At 63.9% G+C, this 17,701-nt stretch carries 12 protein-coding genes; 5 read left to right on the top strand and 7 right to left on the bottom strand.

The window, feature by feature from the left end:
- Positions 1–4: 4 nt before the first annotated feature.
- The 3 genes from FHS74_RS06350 to FHS74_RS06340 form a co-directional block, all read right to left on the bottom strand.
- Positions 5–1,369, bottom strand: coding sequence for an HlyD family type I secretion periplasmic adaptor subunit (locus FHS74_RS06350; protein ID WP_211106148.1), 1,365 nt, complete (start codon positions 1,367–1,369; stop codon positions 5–7).
- Positions 1,332–3,533 carry a peptidase domain-containing ABC transporter gene (locus tag FHS74_RS06345; RefSeq protein ID WP_184798613.1) on the bottom strand — a complete coding sequence of 734 codons (2,202 nt, stop codon included), beginning with the start codon at positions 3,531–3,533 and terminating at the stop codon, positions 1,332–1,334. The genes FHS74_RS06350 and FHS74_RS06345 overlap by 38 nt, the downstream gene beginning before the upstream one ends.
- A 190-nt stretch (positions 3,534–3,723) precedes the next feature.
- A complete protein-coding gene (locus tag FHS74_RS06340; RefSeq protein ID WP_184798611.1) occupies positions 3,724–4,962 on the bottom strand; it encodes a glycosyltransferase in 1,239 nt (412 codons plus the stop codon).
- A gap of 320 nt (positions 4,963–5,282) precedes the next feature.
- Between FHS74_RS06340 and FHS74_RS06335 the strand changes: the two genes are divergently transcribed.
- Positions 5,283–7,181, top strand: a complete 1,899-nt coding sequence (locus FHS74_RS06335) for a class I SAM-dependent methyltransferase (RefSeq protein ID WP_184798609.1) — start codon at positions 5,283–5,285, stop codon at positions 7,179–7,181.
- A gap of 323 nt (positions 7,182–7,504) precedes the next feature.
- On the opposite strand, the gene FHS74_RS06330 is transcribed toward FHS74_RS06335, so the two are convergent.
- Positions 7,505–8,125, bottom strand: a complete 621-nt coding sequence (locus tag FHS74_RS06330) for a MarR family winged helix-turn-helix transcriptional regulator (RefSeq protein WP_343066866.1) — start codon at positions 8,123–8,125, stop codon at positions 7,505–7,507.
- Positions 8,126–8,238: 113 nt separating this feature from the next.
- Here FHS74_RS06330 and FHS74_RS06325 point away from each other — a divergent pair, with 113 nt between their 5' ends.
- Entirely contained in the window at positions 8,239–8,661 is a 423-nt protein-coding gene (locus FHS74_RS06325) for an organic hydroperoxide resistance protein (protein WP_184799098.1), read from the top strand.
- Between the two features lie 1,129 nt (positions 8,662–9,790).
- On the opposite strand, the gene FHS74_RS06320 is transcribed toward FHS74_RS06325, so the two are convergent.
- Entirely contained in the window at positions 9,791–10,831 is a 1,041-nt protein-coding gene (locus FHS74_RS06320; RefSeq protein WP_184798607.1) for a Gfo/Idh/MocA family oxidoreductase, read from the bottom strand.
- A 299-nt stretch (positions 10,832–11,130) separates the two neighbouring features.
- On the opposite strand from FHS74_RS06320, the gene FHS74_RS06315 reads away from it, so the two are divergent.
- Entirely contained in the window at positions 11,131–11,487 is a 357-nt protein-coding gene (locus tag FHS74_RS06315; protein WP_184798605.1) for a DUF4870 family protein, read from the top strand.
- 289 nt (positions 11,488–11,776) lie between these two features.
- Positions 11,777–13,840 carry a hybrid sensor histidine kinase/response regulator gene (locus tag FHS74_RS06310; protein ID WP_184798604.1) on the top strand — a complete coding sequence of 688 codons (2,064 nt, stop codon included), beginning with the start codon at positions 11,777–11,779 and terminating at the stop codon, positions 13,838–13,840.
- 110 nt (positions 13,841–13,950) lie between these two features.
- Here FHS74_RS06310 and FHS74_RS06305 read toward each other — a convergent pair whose 3' ends face one another.
- Positions 13,951–15,405, bottom strand: a complete 1,455-nt coding sequence (locus FHS74_RS06305; protein WP_184798602.1) for a hypothetical protein — start codon at positions 15,403–15,405, stop codon at positions 13,951–13,953.
- On the opposite strand from FHS74_RS06305, the gene FHS74_RS06300 reads away from it, so the two are divergent.
- Complete coding sequence (locus FHS74_RS06300) at positions 15,404–15,676, top strand: hypothetical protein (protein ID WP_184798600.1); 273 nt, start codon at positions 15,404–15,406, stop codon at positions 15,674–15,676. The genes FHS74_RS06305 and FHS74_RS06300 overlap by 2 nt on opposite strands.
- A gap of 112 nt (positions 15,677–15,788) precedes the next feature.
- Here the strand turns inward: FHS74_RS06300 and FHS74_RS06295 are convergent, their stop codons facing one another.
- The gene (locus tag FHS74_RS06295) at positions 15,789–17,414 is read right to left on the bottom strand and encodes a fumarate hydratase (protein WP_184798598.1); all 1,626 of its coding nucleotides are present in this window, start codon (positions 17,412–17,414) and stop codon (positions 15,789–15,791) included.
- Between the last annotated feature and the right edge of the window lie 287 nt (positions 17,415–17,701).

Here is a 17,701-nt window from a genome sequence, read left to right as displayed (position 1 = left end):
CCCGTCAAGGCTCGCGCATCCCCTCGGACGCATGACGCAGCACGGATTCCATCATGTACATCAGGATGGTGCGCCTGCCCACCATGATGTCCGCACTCAGGGGCATACCCGGAACCAGGTGCACCCCGCCAGCCACGTCACGCAGATTGACCTCCGTGATCTCGATACGCCCCTTGAAAAAGCGGCGCTGGGTGGGCTGTCCATTGTCCTGGCGGGTGAAGCTGTCGTCACTGACACTGCGCAGGATACCCTTGGCCGTGCCATGTTCGACGAAGCGGTAGGCGTCGAGCTTAATCTCGACCTTGTCGCCCAGCTTGATGTGCCCCTGGTCTGCGCCGTCAACGTCGACTTCCGCCTCAAGCGGCGCGTTGGCCGGCACAAGCGTGACCAACATGTCGCCGGTCTTGGCCACGGAGCCGACGGAGATGTCCGGGTTCACGCTCAAGACCGAACCATCGTCCAGGGCGCGCATCTCGACCAGATCACTGCGCCTTTCCGCCTTGGCCAGGTCGTCGCTGGCCTTCTGAAGGTCGGTCCGCTTGGTCGAGAGGTCGGTCGCCAGATCGGCCTGCCACTGATGCAGGAAGGACTCCCGCTCGGAACGGATCGCCTCCAGATCGTGGGCGGCGGAGCGCGCCTGCTGTTCCGCGCTGGCCAGGTTGCGCATCATTTCGGTGCGGTTATCCTGGGCCAACAGGGTGTTCAGGCGGCTGCCATATTCCTTCTTCTCCAACCTGGAGCGCATGTCCTCGATTTCCGCGGTCACGGCGACGCGGGACTTGAAGTATTCCATGTCGCGCTGGCTGCGCACCATCGTGGACTGCGCGGACTCGATCTTCTGATCATAGTTCGCCAGCTTGGCCTTGTATTCCGCCTGCCGCGACCGCCAGACCGACAGTTGCAGCAACGCCTGGGTGGAAGCGTTATCGCCGGGATCGTAGACCCCCCTCGCCTGCTCCGCCTCCAGGCGGGCAACCTCGGCCGTCAGCGACGCCACTTGCTGACGCAGTTGCGACGCGTCGGCGGTCGTGAAGGTCGGGTCGAGCGTCACCAGCAGGTCGCCCTTCTTCACCTCCTGCCCAGGCCGCACCAGGATGGCGCGCACGACGGAGGTGTCGAGCGGCTGGACAACCATGCTGGGCGTGCGCGACACCACCTTGCCAGGGGCCGTCACGACCTCATCCAGCTTGACCACGGAAATCAGGACCAAGCCGACGGCCACCATGGCGGACAGCGTGTACAGCGTGCTCCGGACCGGCCTGGGATACGGGGCCCCCACGACGGCGGCAATCTCGGACTGGAAGTCGTTGATCGCTTGGGAGACGACGGCGTCAGTCCCGCGTGTCGGGACCAGAGAGCGCGCGCTCATTGGGAACTCCGGAGTTTTGATGGCGATTCTGCTGGAACCAGAGGTGGCGATAGATATCGCACCGCTGGAGCAATTCTTCATGGGTGCCGACGTCGTAAACCCGCCCGCGCTCCATCACCACGATCACATCGCACGTGACCAGCGAGGTCAGGCGATGGGAAATGACCACCATGGTGCGGCCGTCGGAGATGCGCGTCAGGTTGTTGTTGATGATCGCTTCGCTTTCGGGATCCAGTGCGCTGGTGGCTTCGTCCAATATCAGGATGGGCGGATTGACCAGCAGCGCCCGGGCGATGGCGATGCGCTGACGTTGGCCGCCCGAGATGTTGGTTGAGCCCTCGGCCAGGAAGGTGTCATAGCCGCGTGGCAGGCGCTCGATGAACTCCTCGGCGCCGGCCATGCGCGCGGCTTCAATGATTTCCTCGAACGAGGCGTCCGCCCGAGCGGCGGCGATGTTCTCACGCACGGTGCCGCTGAACAGGAAATTGTCCTGCAAGACCACGCCCAAGCTGGACCGTAGATGGGAGATATCCATCTGCCGCAGATCGACGCCATCGATCTTGATCAGCCCGTCATAGTCCTGGTGCAGGCCCTGCAACAGTCGGGTCAGCGTGGTCTTGCCCGAACCGCTACGCCCCATGACGCCCACCACGCTACCCTTGGGGATATCAACGGTCACGCGGTCCAGCGCCTTATTCTGGGCGCCCGAGTAGCGGAAGCTGACATCCTCGAAGCTGATATGGCCACGGAACCGGGGGCGCAGGCCATGATCGGCGCGCAGTTCCTCCGGCGGGATGTTGACGATGGAGGCGACCTGCCCCACGGCGCCGCGCACTTCCTGCACCTGCTGCAGCATGCCGGCGATCTGCACCAGCGGCTGGGTGGCGCGGCCAGCCAGCATGGTGAAGGCCACGAGCGACCCCGCCAGCGCCGACTGGTCCGTCGACAGGGCCATATAGCTGCCGAGCAGCAGGGTGCCGGCGTAAGTCAACTTCTCAAGGGGCTGCAATATCGTCTGAGGCTGGTTGGCGATCATCGCCAGATTGCGGTTGGCCCGCACGGCCAAAGCCCCCCGCGCGTCCCAACCGCGCCGCTTGCTGCCTTCCAGAGCCAAGGACTTCACGGTCCGCATGCCGTGAACGGTCTCGATCAGGAACGAATTCTTACGGGTCTCGGCATCGACGACCTTCGAATGATAGCGGCCAATCGTCGGCATGTAGAGCAAAACCACGAGGAACATCAAGCAAGCGATGCCAAGAACCCACAGGCTGAGGATCGCGTTCATGAAAAACATGGCGGGGATCAGCAGGAACAAGGTCAGGGTGTCCAAGGCCGTGCCGAACAGCTGTCCCGTCAGGAAATTGCGAATGCGCCACATCTCGTTCAGACGGTGGGTGATGAGCCCCGTGGGCAGCGATTCGAAAACCTCGATCGGCAAGCCCAGCAGCCGGTCGTAGATGAACGCCGTAAGACGCCCATCCACACGGGCGGATCCTTCGGCGATAAGGTAACGCCGTAGCCAACCGAAAATGGTATCGAAGACCACGATAAACGCCACGGCGACAGCCAGAACGACCAGCGTGGACATGCGCTGGTGCACAAGGATACGATCGACGACGATCATATAAACCAGCGGTGGCACAAGCGCAAAAATACTCATGATCAAGGCGGCGACACCGACGTCGCGGAAGATACGGCGCTCACGCAAAATCTCACCGATAAGCCACCGCAGACCGAATAGGCCCTGCTCCTCCTCCTCGGTATTCTTGGGCTTCACCAGGATAATGTCGCCCGCCCAGATCTCGTCGAGGGCGATCTCGTCCAACGGACGAACCTGGTTGGCCGCAGCTGGATCGCGGACGTAGGCGACGGGCGGGGAGACACTGGGCGACACGCCGTTCAGCACCAACGCGCTGCCATCCTTCAGGCACAGGATGGCCGGAACCGCCCGCCCCAGGCGCATCAGCTGCCGCCAATTCATGCGGACCGCCCGGGCCTGGAAGCCCTTTTCCTCAGCCGCATGCACCAGGACGGCGCGGTTGACCTCCTCCTCCCCCGAGGCATAGGTCCGCACCAGCTGCTCTCGCGAGAGATGGACGCCGTGATGCTGCGCGACGAGCAGCAGGGCGGTCAGCATCGTGTGGTCCACGATGGTCGCGTTCATGGTCGTAGAATCTGCGCTCACATCATCCGCCGTACAGCAACCCCAATGGACCGATCCGCCTCCCCCTTGGACGGCGGCCGGTCCTCTTCGGCCGCGACCTTACCGCACCCGTAAAAGAAACGGCAAATTCTACATGTGGCCCGAACGGATTTTGCGGCCAGTTAATCCCCGGTTTAAATGATTTGACGAATTAGTTGCCCCCGGCTGGGCAGCCAAACCGGCTCAATAGCGCCTGCCGCCACGCCGGGATGGCCTGGGTCCGCGCATCAAACCGCGTTTCGACCGTTCGCCGCGCCATTTGTCGCAGAGGCGCCAGCACGGCACCACGTTCCAGCCCTTCCACCACCCGGTCGGCTAAAGTGGCCGACTCAAAGAAGGGCACCAGCAGCCCATTAACACCATCCTCCACCACCTCCATGACCGGTGGCGTGGCGGACGCGACGACCAGGGCCCCACAGGCCATGGCCTCCAGCAGCGACCAGGATAGCACGAAGGGATAGGTGAGATAGACGTGGGCGCTGGATAGGCGCATCAGGTCAAGGAACCGGCCATGGTCCACCGGCCCCAGGAAATGAACCCGGCTCAAATCCAGATTTCCGCCGACCTCGGCCATCATACGGCCGCGCCAGCCGCCCCCCTCGGTCGGCGGGACGCCATAGCTGACGCCATCACCGCCGGCAACGACGACCTGCGCCCGTGGCCGCCGCCGCAGGATCGCCGGCAGGGCACGCATGAACACATGAAATCCGCGATACGGCTCAAGATCGCGGGCGACATAGGTCACCACCTCGTCGGAAGGCGTCAGCACTCGCCCACCCGGCAGTGGAAAGGCGGCAACGGCCAAGGGGCGGGCGAGTCCGGTATCGACACCGTCGTGTAACACCTGGATCCTCTCCCGGAAGGGCATGGGGTGCAGGTCGCGCTGCCACCGCGTGGGAGAAACCGCAAGGTCGGCCGCCTCAAGAGCCAGCAGATTGACGGCGTTCAGGGTGCGGACGCGGGCCACATCGTCGAGACTGCAGGGGAACTCAGGGTCGAACCCAAGATCAACCCCATGCCCGTGATAGTAGAACTCGAAATATCCGACCACGGGAACGTCCGGCCAGAGGTCCTTGAGGTAAAGGGTGTCGCCGAAGCCGGCATGGCCGATGATCAGGTCCGGGCGGTAGCCGCCGCGGGCCAGGGTCAAGGCGGCGACCAACGCGGCCTGCCCCCGCGCGACATAATCAGCGACGCGGTGCAAATACGGATGGGTCTCCGGCGCCACCGTCGGCACAGGACCGTACAAGGTTGGAACCAACCCCGGCAGGGCCGTCTCCACCCGTTCTCCCAGCCCTCGGACCTCGACACGCGGATCAGCCACCAGGGCGCCGGCGAGGTGGCGGAATTGCCCCGGGAAATCGCGGTGCAGAAACAATACGCGGAACATGCCCCGACCAATCCCTCGCGCCCGGACCGGCGCCTGCGTCCCATCCACACGCCGGAACGGCCCTGTCACTGGACAAGCGCACGGCCGCTCGGGCACAAACTTGGCTTGGATTATACGGGCCGCGACGCATTAGGCCATCATTCAGAACCATTCCCCGGAGTTCAGCTCCTCAACAGGGTATTCCCAGCTTCATGCACTTCATCTGGCCTTCCCCCGACGCGCGCCCGGTCGCCGCCCATTGCCCAGTCTGCGACGCGGTGGGCCCTCATGCCGAAGCCCTGCTCGTCCCCGGTGGCGGCCTTCAGGGAAGCGACTGGCAATTGTTGCGATGCGGGACCTGCGACGCCCGCTTCTCCCCCGATCGGCGCGTGGCCAGTTACGAACAGGGGGCGATTCCCGATGATCCGCCCTGCGACTACGGAACAGATTTCTATCTGGAGGTTGGCGCCGGCCTGGATGCCATGCTGGCCCCGCTGGGATGGATGCGCCCGGGCACGGGCAGCCTGCTGGAGATTGGCGGCAGCGTCGGCTTCGTCAGTGACTACGCACAGGTCGCCCTGGGATGGAAGGCCAAGGGTTACGACCCCTCGCTGATGGCGGCGGTGGGCCGCAAGCTGCTGGGCCTGGACATCGTGCTGGATTATTTCCAGGACGACACCCCCTTGCCGGAAGCCGGTTATGACGTGGTGTCGGCCACCGAACTGATCGAACACGTGCCCGACCCTGTCTCCCTGTTGCGCACCCTCAGCCGCGGCGTGAAGGATCAGGGCGTCCTGGTCCTGACCACGCCCGACGGCGAGGCGTTGGCACCGCAGACACCCATGGCCATGCTGTCCCCGCTCGTCAGCCCCAGCCTGCACCTGACGCTGTTCACCCGCACCAGCCTGGAGCGGATCCTGCGCGCTGTCGGTTTCAGCCATGTGCGTGTCCGGGCCGCCAGCGGCACCTTGTGGGCCCATGCCTCGCACGCGCCATTGCCGCCAGGCGTCGAAAGCGGGACGCATGGAGACCTGTACCGCACGTATTTAAAGCGGCGTCTGGCACCGGCTTCGGGCACGGCTCTATATCCGCGGCTGGAAAGCGGCCTGCGGTACCGCTTGCTGAAGGAGTTGGTGAATCACGGGGACTACCAGGAGGCGATGGCCGAATTCTCGATGCTGGCCGACGCCGCCCTGCGGCAGTATGGCCTCGACCTGTCCCGGCCGGAAGCATTGCTGGACCTGCCCCAACCGCCCTCGATAGAGGGCTATGTTGCGGCGGCCCCCACCAATCTGACGGGCCTGCTCTACTTCCGCGCCATCCTGGCCAACAATCTGGAAGGCGATGCCGGACGCGCCGCCCTCTACGCCGCCGCGGCCGCCACAACCGGCGTCACCATGCGGCAAGTATTGCAGGGGGTGGGAATGGACAATGGCGAGGCGGGGATGCTGGTTCCGGTGGCACTGCGTCTCGCCTTGGGGTGTCTGGCCGGCCAGGGGGCGGACATCCGCCCCCTGGTTGACGCCATCGGCCAAGCGCCGGCAACGGACGGCTTTCTCTTGTCGCCCGCAGAACAGGACGAGCTCAGAGACTCACTGGCGAACGCTGTGCACGCCCTGCCCCCCGCCAATACGGGCACCATCCCGCTGGAGCGGATAAAGCCGGAGCTGGTCGATCTATGCCGCAGTGACTTGCCACGAGCCGCCAGGGCTATGAGGGAGGCTCTCGAGAATGCTGTCGATGCCTCAGGTGTGTGGCAAGCCTTGAACAGTATGGATGTGCAAACATTGCGACAATGGCCGGGCCTGCGGACTCAGGGGGCAAAACTGGCCCTGATCCGTCTTACCCAATTGTCCGCCTTCGAGGAGGCGAAAACCCTGTTCAAGGAATTGGGAAATGATTCTTGGCGTGCGGAAGAGCCGCTGGCCATCGCTTTGACGATCATCGCCGACATGGCCGCCAAGGCAGAGGCGGAAAACGAGTTGAAAGCCGCAAGAAACGCCTTGGAGGTGAAGGCCGTCATCGCCCGGCTCACCGCTGGCGGCGCATTCCGGGAACGGCCGGATCTCATGACCCATATCGCCAAGGTGGCGTTCATTCGGCTGGTGCAACTGTCCGCGTATGGAGAGGCCCGGGCCCTGTTCGCCACTTATGGAAACGATGGCTGGCGGGAGGATGGACCGGTGGCGACCGCGCTTGGCATGCTGCCCCCGGTTCGGCCGCCCTTTCGGCGCGCCTGAAGGGCAGGCCCTGCCCCCCCCCCGCAGCCACTAAACCGGCCCGAGGCGCATGGGTGCGAGACTGCGCCACAATGGCACTATAGCCGGCTGCGTTTAATCGGAACCACAGCCGGCTATAGCTGAGTCTGACCGCGAGCAGCTTCACGCCCAAAGGCGATTCCACCTTTGGGCGATCTTCTCTAACGCGATGGGTGATCCGGCGGCACTTGAGGACCGGCTCTGGCAGCCTCCTTCGCGGCAAGGTCACCGCGATCCCCATCGCCCCCCATTCGGCCCATCCCCGACCAGATGGCGGGGGTGCGGGCCCTGCACCAAGGGTGCGATCAATCTTCGGCGTCGGCCGGCCCGAGATGGGCCTGAAGGGCGGCACGCAGGCCGTCCACCTGCCCCTTCAGGGACTTCAACCCATCCACACTCATGCCCGTGGCGCAAAAGATTGCCCGTTGAACCGTGCCCACCCTGGTGTGAAGGGCACGGCCTGCATCCGTCAAGGTCACGCGCACCAGACGCTCATTCCGGGGATCGCGCTGCCGGCTGACCAGGCCAGCCACCTCCAGCCGCTTAAGCAACGGCGTCAAGGTCCCGGAATCCAGGTCAAGCTGCGCCCCGATCTCCTTCACGGTGATCCCATCCCCGGACCATAGCACCAACATGACCAAGTATTGCGGATACGTCAGGCCCACCCGTTCCAGGAGCGGCTTATAGGTTCGGTTGAACAGATGGGCGGCGGAATAGATGCTGAAACACAACTGATCGCGCAGCAGCGCGGCCGCATCCGCGCCAGCACCAACCTCTTCGGTACCAGTCTGGTCCATGCCCTGAGGGCGCACATCCTGAGCCATGACGCCCTCCTCTTCCGGGACGCCCGCGTACCGGGCGCTGGCCACGGCGAGAGTAGCACCCCATGATAGATTGTGCACAATTAATTTGCGCATATCGATCATGTTGGCTGACACATTGTGCGCAATCTATTATTGCGCAATTCTTCCTCCACCAACCAACGTCCCGAGCCTCAGCCCTGGAACCGGGCGCTCAAGATGAAACCACGGAGATGATCATGCCCATCCTCTACACCACGTCCGCTACCGCCACCGGCGGCCGTGAAGGCCAGGCCAAGTCCGTCGACGGCGTCCTGGACGTCAAGCTGACCACGCCCAAGGAACTGGGCGGCGCCGGTGGCAACGGCACCAATCCCGAGCAGCTTTTCGCCGCGGGCTATTCCGCTTGCTTTCTGGGCGCCTTGAAGTTCGTCGCGGCCAAGGCCAAGACCACGATCCCGGCGGATGCGACCGTCAGCGCCCAGGTGGGGATCGGTCCACGAGAGGATGGCACGGGCTTTGGCCTGGATGTCGCGCTGACCATCACTCTGCCGGGCATCGACAACGCCACCGCCCGCAGCCTGGTCGAACAGGCCCACGTGGTCTGCCCATACTCTCACGCCACCCGCGGCAACGTCGATGTCCGTCTGACCGTCGCCTGACACGCATCCTTTAGCGTCAGCCCCTCCCGGCGACAAAGAAGGAAGGCCGGCATTGCTGAAACGCGATGCCGGCCTTCTCCATTCAAAAACACGTACTTAGCTCCACTGTAAATAGCAGGGAAAACCCGGACTCACAGGCTGCAGAATAGTCGATACCTGATGCGCCAGAATGGCGGATTTTTTCACTTTCTGTGCTTAGCATCGGGGGGGGGCAACAAAGGTATCATTCCTGATCCGCCCGGAGTTTTCCCCTTATCAATACTGTTAGTAAATCGTCGCAAAATTTTGTTTGCACACGAAGGGTTGCCCGTGTAAAAAAACTATGTTTAGCCAAATTTGAGCTGATTGGGGCGCCTTAGGCTTACGACTCTTGAAGATGGCACTATAACGGGCTTTGAGCTAGCTGACGAGGAGATGGAAGTTAAGTCCTGCGGTGGCGAGGACTGCGTTCATGATGTCGCTGCGGCGGCCCTTGCGGTGCTCGACCTTGAAGATAGGTTTGATGGCGACCACGATAGCCTGTGTCGGCGTGGACGCGGTCGGGGTGTGGCCGTGCCAGTCCTAAGCGTGAAGGACAAGAACGTGGCCCGTGGTCTTGGTGACAGGAGCAACGATTCTGGCGTTGCAGGCGAGCTCATGTTGTTTTAAAAAAAAGCTACGCATTATTGATAATAGATAGGGCAATAAAATGGCCAAAAAACTTGTTTGTTTTCTTATGACGTTTATCCCAAGCGCGGCGTTTGCAGATAATTACATTACTGACCTCGATAGAAAAATTGACCGAATAGGCGTTCAAGGCACGACGGCCGCATATGTGCACTTCACCTCCCCCCCTTCGGTGCAATGCCTATATGACACAATATATATTGATCTCACTACCGACGCCGGGAAAGCTATGTATTCGCTGGCATTAAGTGCCGAATTGGTAAACAAACCAATTTACCGTGTTTCGTACAGCGTTCAGACAACAGGGCAATGTGTGGCATCTCTTTTGGAAATCAACAACTAGGCTGTGAACTGTAAGTGTGAATCCACGTCAAGTAAGGGCTCTGACTGATTTCCGATGAGATAGGGATTGTTTTTTTTCGATCTCTTTTCCAATCGGATCAAGGCGATGCGAACAGAGCCCTTATTCGTAAGCGATGTCGCAGCTCAGGCCAGGCGACTGTGCCGCCTCGATGGCGCGGTGGACCAGGGCGAGAGCCTCGAACGCGGACTCAGGCCCGAAGACGAGCGGCGCGCGGCCGGCCAGGGCGTCGGCCACATTGCGGTAGAAGTCCTGATAGCGGCCTACCTCCAGCGCCACCTCCTCCCGCACCACCGTCCCGTTGCGCTCGGTATGCAGCAGGGCGGGCGTGGTGACCTCGGCCCAGCCGGCGTCGCCAGGCTTGAGGCCGGCGGCCATCTGCGCCTCCTGCACGTCCCCCTTGGGGATGACCAGCGACCCCTTGTCGCCGTGCGCCACCAGCACCGGCCCCGCCTCACGCACATAGGTGCTGGACCGCAGGATGACCCGGTGGTCCGGATAGCGGAAACGAACGTCGAAATAATCGGTGGCGCCGTCCGGACGGCGCAGCGACCGCATCTCCGCCGCGACCGACCGGGGCCGGCCGAATTGGCGCAACATGCCGTCCACCAGGTGTATGCCCAGATCAAACCAAGTTCCGGCCCCCGGTTGCTCATCCTCTTTCCAGCGCTTGTGCGTGACATGGGCGCGATAGCGGTCGTAGTGCCATTCCACCTCCACCAGGCGGCCCAGGTCGCCAGCCGCGAGGTGGCGGCCCAAGGTCAAATATTCAGCGTCCAAGCGCTTGTTATGGAATACGGCCAGCAGGCGACCGGCGGCCTTGGCCGCGGCGATCAGTCGTCGCCCCTCCTCCAGGGTGATGGTCATGGGCTTTTCCAGGACCACATGCTTGCCGGCGGCCAACGCTGCCTGGGCCATGGGGAAATGCAGACTGTTGGGGGTGTTGACCACCACCAGTTCGACCGCGGGATCGTCCAGCAGGGCTTGAAAGTCGGCGACCACGCGGGTGCCCGACGGTTCCGTCCCGTCAGCGCCGGAGCGGCGCAGGATGGTGTGCAGGGCCAGGGCCGGCTCCGCCAGAATAAGCGGGGCGTGGAACACCCGGCCGGACAAGCCATAGGCGCAAAGGGCGGTGGCAATCATGATCGGCACTCTTTCGTTCTCAAGGAAAAAAACACACTCCATTAATTTTTTATTTACAATAACCGGTCGCGGCCCACCAAACAAATTTGTTTGTTAATGCATTAATGCTTCAGCCTACCCGAAATTCCCAAGATGATTTCGCGAAAATAGTGGCGCGCAAACGGACGGGCCCTATATGAGTTTTCCGTCACGGATCAGGTGTGCGCACCGATATTGGATAGCGGCCCTTACCTAGCCCTTTTCAGGTCGCCACCCGGTTCTAAAGATCTATTTCGGCAGCCCCTCTGGAAGGACGCGTGATGAGCGTTACCGGGTTCCCCGTCAGCTCGCCCGCCCAAGGCGACAAAGCGCGGCTTTGGTCCATCCTCATTCACTTCCTCTATCTGGTGGGGGCGTTCCCCGTCGGTCTGATCATAGCCTACGTCAAGCGGCCGGATTTCGCCGGCACGATCTATGAAGGCCACATGACCTTCGCCATCCGCACCTTCTGGGTCTGCATCCTGTTCGCGGTCAGCGCACTGGCCCTGCGTATCGTCGGGATGGAATTCATCACCCTATTCATCGGCGGCATCTGGACGGCGGTGCGGGTGGTGGTGGGACTGGTCCGCGCCATAGACGCCAAGCCCATCGTGAACCCCCGTGGCTGGGTCATTTGACGCGGTTTCCAAGGGTGTAAAGCGTCGCCAACACCTCCGGTCCGCCGCGCGGGCGAGAGGCTGGGACGCCGGTAACGCCTTGTATATCGGTGCTGGATATACCGGTCTTGGGCGATAACGCGTTTCGGACCATGCCCCTCGGACGGTACAATGGTATCGTCGCTCGATGCATCTTCGGCCAAACCGTTCCTTTTCCAGGAGGCGGTTCCACCGAAATGGCTGCGGGATCCGGGTGGGGCCGGCGCGGTCTGGCTGTCTTGGCCAGGCGTGGGATTTTAGGGGCAGGTCGATGCGGGTCGTTTTCCCGGGGTTGTGCTTCAGCGCGGATGATCAAGGCATCGCCTTCAGCCACAATCCGTGGCTGGTGCTATTGTCCTGCGTCACAGCCGTCTTCGCGTCCTTCGTCGCCCTGAACATGGCGGAACGCATGACCGGCAGCGTCGGCCGGTCACGGCTGGCCTGGCAGATGGGTGCCGCCAGCGCGCTGGGCGGCGGCATTTGGGCCATGCACTTCATCGGCATGCTGGCGTTGCGGGTCGCGGTTCCCATCGCATGGGAGCCTGGGCTCACCCTGGCCTCACTGATCACCGCCGTCGCTTTCGTCGCGGCGGGCCTGGAGGCGGTGCGCCACGGCCGCGGCAGCGTCACCCGCTTCGCCCTGGCCGGCACCGTCGTCGGCCTGGGCATCGCCGCGATGCACTACACCGGCATGGCCGCCATGGAGGCGCCTGGCCGTATCGCCTATCGGCCGGGCCTGTTCGCCCTGTCAGTGCTGATTGCCATGGCCGCCGCGACGGTGGCCCTGATGCTATCCGTCAGCTTGAAGCAAGGCTGGCACCGTGCGCTGGCGGCACTGGTCATGGGCATCGCCATCTGCGGCATGCACTACACCGGGATGGCAGCTACGGTGCTGACCCTGGATCCGCTGACCCCCGCCCCCACCGACGTGGACCGCGAACCGCTGGCCATCATCGTCGCCGGCGCCACCTACGGCCTGCTGATGCTGGCGCTGGTGGCCGCCCTGGCCGACCGCCGCCTGAACGCCGCGGCGGAACGGGAGGCCCAGCGCCTGAAATCCATCAACCGGGCTTTGGAGGTTGAGGTTGATGAGCGCCGCCGGGCGGAGGAGGAGCTGCTGCGCGTGCGCGAAGGTCTGGAGGAAGCGGTGGCGGAGCGCACGCGCGACCTGGCGGCCGCCCGCAGCCGGGCGGAGGCCGCCAACCAAGCTAAGTCCGAATTCCTGGCCAGCATGAGCCATGAGCTGCGCACGCCGCTGAACGCCGTCTTGGGCTTCGCCCAATTGATGGACTACAACAAGGCGCGGGAGCCGTTGACGCCCAAGCAGGAACGCGGCATCCAGCAGATCGTGAAGAACGGCAACCACTTGCTGCACCTGATCGATGAAGTCCTGGACCTGGCCCGCATCGAAGCCGGTCAATTGCCCCTGTCGCTGGAACCTGTGGACCCGCGCCTGGTGGTCGAGGACGCGCTGACATCGCTGCAACCGGTGGCGGAAAGGGCGCGGGTCACCGTCGCCACCATCCTGCCCGAGGTGACGCCGTCCGTGTTGGCCGACCGCACGCGCCTGATCCAAGTGGTCACCAACCTGCTATCCAACGCCGTGAAGTACAATCGTCCCGGCGGCGCGGTCCGCGTCACGCTGGGCGCCTCATCCGTGCCGGGCCGGCTGGCCCTGTCGGTTCAGGATACCGGCCAAGGCATCGCCACGGAAAAGCTGGGTGACCTGTTCCAACCCTTCAACCGCCTGGGTCAGGAATACAGCGATATCCCCGGCACCGGCATCGGTCTTGCCATCACCCGCCGGCTGCTGTCCGCCATGGACGGCACGATCGAGGTGACCAGCGTGCTGGGGGAGGGCAGCACCTTCACCGTCAGCCTGCCGGTGGCGCTGACCCCGGTACCGGAAGCCCGTACACCTGGCGCCGAAAGCAAGCCGCCGCTCCATGCCAAGCCCCGCACCATGCTGTATGTCGAGGACAATCCATCGAACATCCAGTTGATGCGCGACCTGATGGAAACGCTGCCGGGCACCAAGCTGCTGGTGGCGGCCGATCCGGTGACCGGCTTGGATCTGGCCGTGGGCCACCAGCCCAACGTCATCATTCTGGATATCAACCTGCCGGGCATGAACGGCTTCGATGTTCTGGCCCGTCTGAAGGACCGCGAGGAAACGCGGGACATTCCCGTCCTCGCGCTGAGCGCCAACGCCCTTCCCCGCGAAATTGAAAAGGGCTTGCGGGCAGGATTTCGCCGTTACCTGACCAAGCCGCTGAATGTTCAGGAATTTATGGAGGCTCTTGCCGACGCGATGGAGCCGGCGCATGCCGTTTGACGCCACCGACCTGGTCAAGGATGCCCGTATCCTGGTGGTGGACGGTCCGGGCTTTTTGGAAATCGGGGTCTGACCGCCATGTCCGGCCGCCCCTGACCCGGATGGCCCCCTCACCGGTCCAACAGCATTCCATTGTCCAGGATGTCGGCGCGTGATCGGCGGGTGGCGTGGCCAGGGAAGTCCACCCAGGGGCCGATCAAATCGCCGGCCATGAAAGCGCAGCCCGCCTCCTCGGCGATCTTCTCCCTATCGGGCGTATCGACGCCTTCGACCAGGATCAGCAGGTTGCGCCGCCGCGCCTCCGCCGCCGCGAGGTGGAGATCCTGGATAAGGCGGGCACGGGAAACCGGCGCCGACAGGGACAGCACGACCCCTTTGACACCGGCGGTGGCGAAGGTGGCGAAGGGATGGGGGGACAGGTCGGCGCAAACCAGCACCGCCCGCCCCAGGGGACGCAGGGCACTGACGAATTCCGTAAGGCGGCCCACCGGCACGCCATCAGGCACCCCCATCAGGTGATAGGTGATGAAGGGCAGCAGATGAGCGGGGATATGGCTGGCAAGCTCCAGATAGGCACGCCGCCGCGTGCCGCCGGCCAGGGTTTCGAAATGCACTGGCAGCGCCAGATAATAGCGGAACCGATTATCATACAACTCCAGATACGCATCCACGGCATCGCGCAAGGTCTGACGATCCAGATCCAGGATTTCCTGCATCTCCGCAGCGGTTCCCGAGCCCCCCACGCCACAGGCCATCGCCTCGTAGCCGTAGACGTACTGCCGTCCCCCCACCCGCGAACGGCGAGGGCTGGCGACATAAAGGCCAAGCGCCTGGCTCCGCACATCCCAGACAGGACGATAGGCCACTTCCGGCGGCCCAATGACCGGGCGCAGGTGGGCCCAGGGATCGCACCCATCGCGCAAGCCATCGGCGGATGCCCCGGCGATCAGGCCCGCGGCGGCGTCATTGGCGTTTACCGTAAGCGACCTACCGACCTCCGCCAGGGCGGCGGCGGCCCTGGCCGTTGCTGCCTGAGCGATGGTGATTTGGGCCATGCTGGTTTGAACAGGCATCGCCACCACGCCGGCCGGCGCCTGGTCAGCACCGGATAGCGCCGGCACGGGTCGGGCTTGAGCCGCCATCTTGCCCAACAGGTCCGCCAACCGTTCGGGCTTCAGGACCAGGGCACCCGACGCCTCGCGGGCCGCCGTGCGCACGATGATGCTCCCCAGATCCGGTTCCCCCAGCAACAGACGCTGCAACTCCTGCATTATCTTGGCGCAGACCAAAGAGGCCTGGGTGGCGTTCAGCCGAGCGAAAACGACGACGTAGGTCTCACTGCCATAGGCGTAATAGACATCCTCGGACGCCAGTGTCTGGCGCAACAGACGCTCAACCAGCGCATGCACACGGGACTGTGCGGCACCCCAGCGCGGGCCCAGCTTTTCCTTCAGACCGTCCAGACCGACGAACTGGACACAACCGGCGGCGGCCGCTTCGCGCGGCCCCAGCACGGCCCTCAGTCGCTGGCGGAAAACCGTCCCATCAGGCCCCAGCTCAAGCATGGAAACCGTGACCGGGGCGCCGGCCGCCGGCGCCCTTGCCGGGGCCGCCGCCGCAGGCCTTTCCGAAAACCAGGAAACGATGCGCTTCAACAGCCCAAGCATGGCAACCGCCTCCATGCATTCCTTCCACCGGTTTCAACCTTGGGGGATCAAGGTTAAAAAAGGGCTAAGGGAAAGCCCAACGGCGGGGCGCGGCATGGCGCGAAGGCAGGCATGGCAAGAACAGCCATTCTGGCGGAACGCGATCATGAACGACCGCATCTTGTCCTAAATCCAGACACTGAAAAGGCCGGCCCAGCATCGGACCGGCCTTGTTCTCATGCGATCAGGCGGCGATGTTTCATCATCGCCGCCCGTCACAAGGATTGGGAGCACCTTCAGGATCAGGTGAATTCCTGGAAGAAGTCGTTGCCCTTGTCGTCGATGACGATGAAGGCGGGGAAATCCTCCACCTCGATGCGCCAGATGGCTTCCATGCCCAGATCCTCGAAGGCGATGCACTCCACCTTCTTGATGCAGTCCTGGGCCAAGCGGGCGGCGGCGCCACCGATGGAGCCCAGGTAGAAGCCACCATGCTTCTTGCAGGCCTCGCGCACCGCCGGGCTGCGGTTGCCCTTGGCCAGCATGACGAAGGAACCGCCCGCCGCCTGGAACTGGTCGACGAAACTATCCATGCGGCCAGCCGTGGTGGGGCCGAAAGAACCGGAGGCGTAGCCCGTCGGCGTCTTGGCCGGGCCGGCATAGTAAATGGGATGGTTCTTGAAGTAGTCCGGCAGGGGCTGTCCCGCCTCCAGGCTCGCGCGCAGGCGGGCATGGGCGCTATCGCGGGCCACGATCAGCGGCCCACTCAGCGATACGCGGGTGCGGATGGGATAGCGCGACAGGGTCTCGCGGATTTCCGACATCGGCCGCGTCAGGTCGATCTTCACCACCTCGCCCGCCAGTTGGCTGGCGTCGATCTCCGGCAGGAAACGGGCGGGATCGTGCTCCAGTTCCTCCAGGAAGATGCCGTCGCGGGTAATCTTGGCCAAGGCCTGGCGGTCGGCCGAGCAGGAGACGCCGATGCCGATGGGCAGCGAGGCGCCGTGCCGCGGCAGGCGGATGACACGCACGTCATGGCAGAAGTACTTGCCGCCGAACTGCGCGCCGATGCCCATCGTCTGGCTCAGCTTGTGGACCGCCGCTTCCATTTCCAGGTCGCGGAAGGCGTGGCCGCTTTCCGAGCCCTGGGTGGGCAGGCCATCGTAGTAGCGGGCGGAGGCCAGCTTGACCGTCTTCAGGTTCATTTCGGCGCTGGTGCCGCCGATGACCACGGCCAGGTGGTAGGGCGGGCAGGCCGAGGTGCCCAGCGACTTGATCTTCTCTTCCAGGAAGGGCAAGAGCCGGTCCGGCGCCAGTACGGACGGCGTCGCCTGGAACAGGAAGGTCTTGTTGGCCGAGCCGCCGCCCTTGGCCATGAACAGGAACTTGTAAGCGTCCTCACCCTCGGCGTAGATGTCGACCTGCGCCGGCAGGTTGGTGCGGGTGTTCTTTTCCTCATACATCGACAGCGGCGCCACCTGGCTGTAGCGCAGGTTACGCTTGGCATAGGCGTCCAGCACGCCCCCGCCCAGCGCGGTCTCGTCGCCGCCCTTGGTCCAGACGCGACGGCCCTTCTTGCCCATGATGATGGCGGTGCCGGTGTCCTGGCACATGGGCAGGACGCCCGAAGCGGCGATGGAGGCGTTCTTCAGCAGGTCCAGCGCCACGAAGCGATCGTTGGGCGAAGCCTCGGCATCGTCCAGGATGGCGCGCAGCTGGGCCAGATGGCCGGGCCGCAGCAGGTGGTTGATGTCGATGAACGCCTGTTCGGCCAGCAGGCGCAGGCCCTCGGGCTCGACCTTCAGAACCTCCTCCCCCTCAAAGGTGGTGGTGGACACATGGTCGCTGGTCAGCTTGCGGTAGCTGGTGGCATCCTTGGCCACGGGGAACAGGGTGAAATCCCGGCTTTCAGCGCCGACGTCTGGCATTGGGGCTCTCCCGACTAAACTGGCCTGAATGGCCTGGCCGCGGGGCGGCTCCCCTGGCCGGCGGCGACCTTACGCCACCCGCCTCCCCCCTGTCATCTGCGCCGCGCGCACGCCCCCCCACCACCGCCCCCTGGTATCCGCCGTGCCGGCACACCGACCTTGCAGCGAACACGCCCCCAAATGGCCCGGTCTCAAGCCGTGGATGCACCGAAGGCATCGCCCACACGCCACATCTAAAAGTTGCCAGCCTCCGACTGGTCACAGGTCGTCCCATGCCGCCGCGCCTA

The sequence above is a fragment of the Nitrospirillum iridis genome (assembly GCF_014205765.1).
Classification (GTDB): domain Bacteria; phylum Pseudomonadota; class Alphaproteobacteria; order Azospirillales; family Azospirillaceae; genus Nitrospirillum; species Nitrospirillum iridis.
Note: the sequence above shows the minus strand (reverse complement) of the source record. Positions and strands in the feature narration are given on the sequence as shown.

Coding starts and splice junctions, on each gene's coding strand:
- FHS74_RS06350 (WP_211106148.1), bottom strand. CDS start 1,369: ATGAGCGCGCGCTCTCTGGTCCCGACACGCGGGACTGACGCCGTCGTC.
- FHS74_RS06345 (WP_184798613.1), bottom strand. CDS start 3,533: ATGAACGCGACCATCGTGGACCACACGATGCTGACCGCCCTGCTGCTC.
- FHS74_RS06340 (WP_184798611.1), bottom strand. CDS start 4,962: ATGTTCCGCGTATTGTTTCTGCACCGCGATTTCCCGGGGCAATTCCGC.
- FHS74_RS06330 (WP_343066866.1), bottom strand. CDS start 8,125: ATGATCGATATGCGCAAATTAATTGTGCACAATCTATCATGGGGTGCT.
- FHS74_RS06325 (WP_184799098.1), top strand. CDS start 8,239: ATGCCCATCCTCTACACCACGTCCGCTACCGCCACCGGCGGCCGTGAA.
- FHS74_RS06320 (WP_184798607.1), bottom strand. CDS start 10,831: ATGATTGCCACCGCCCTTTGCGCCTATGGCTTGTCCGGCCGGGTGTTC.
- FHS74_RS06315 (WP_184798605.1), top strand. CDS start 11,131: ATGAGCGTTACCGGGTTCCCCGTCAGCTCGCCCGCCCAAGGCGACAAA.
- FHS74_RS06310 (WP_184798604.1), top strand. CDS start 11,777: ATGCGGGTCGTTTTCCCGGGGTTGTGCTTCAGCGCGGATGATCAAGGC.
- FHS74_RS06300 (WP_184798600.1), top strand. CDS start 15,404: ATGGAAACCGTGACCGGGGCGCCGGCCGCCGGCGCCCTTGCCGGGGCC.
- FHS74_RS06305 (WP_184798602.1), bottom strand. CDS start 15,405: ATGCTTGAGCTGGGGCCTGATGGGACGGTTTTCCGCCAGCGACTGAGG.
- FHS74_RS06295 (WP_184798598.1), bottom strand. CDS start 17,414: ATGCCAGACGTCGGCGCTGAAAGCCGGGATTTCACCCTGTTCCCCGTG.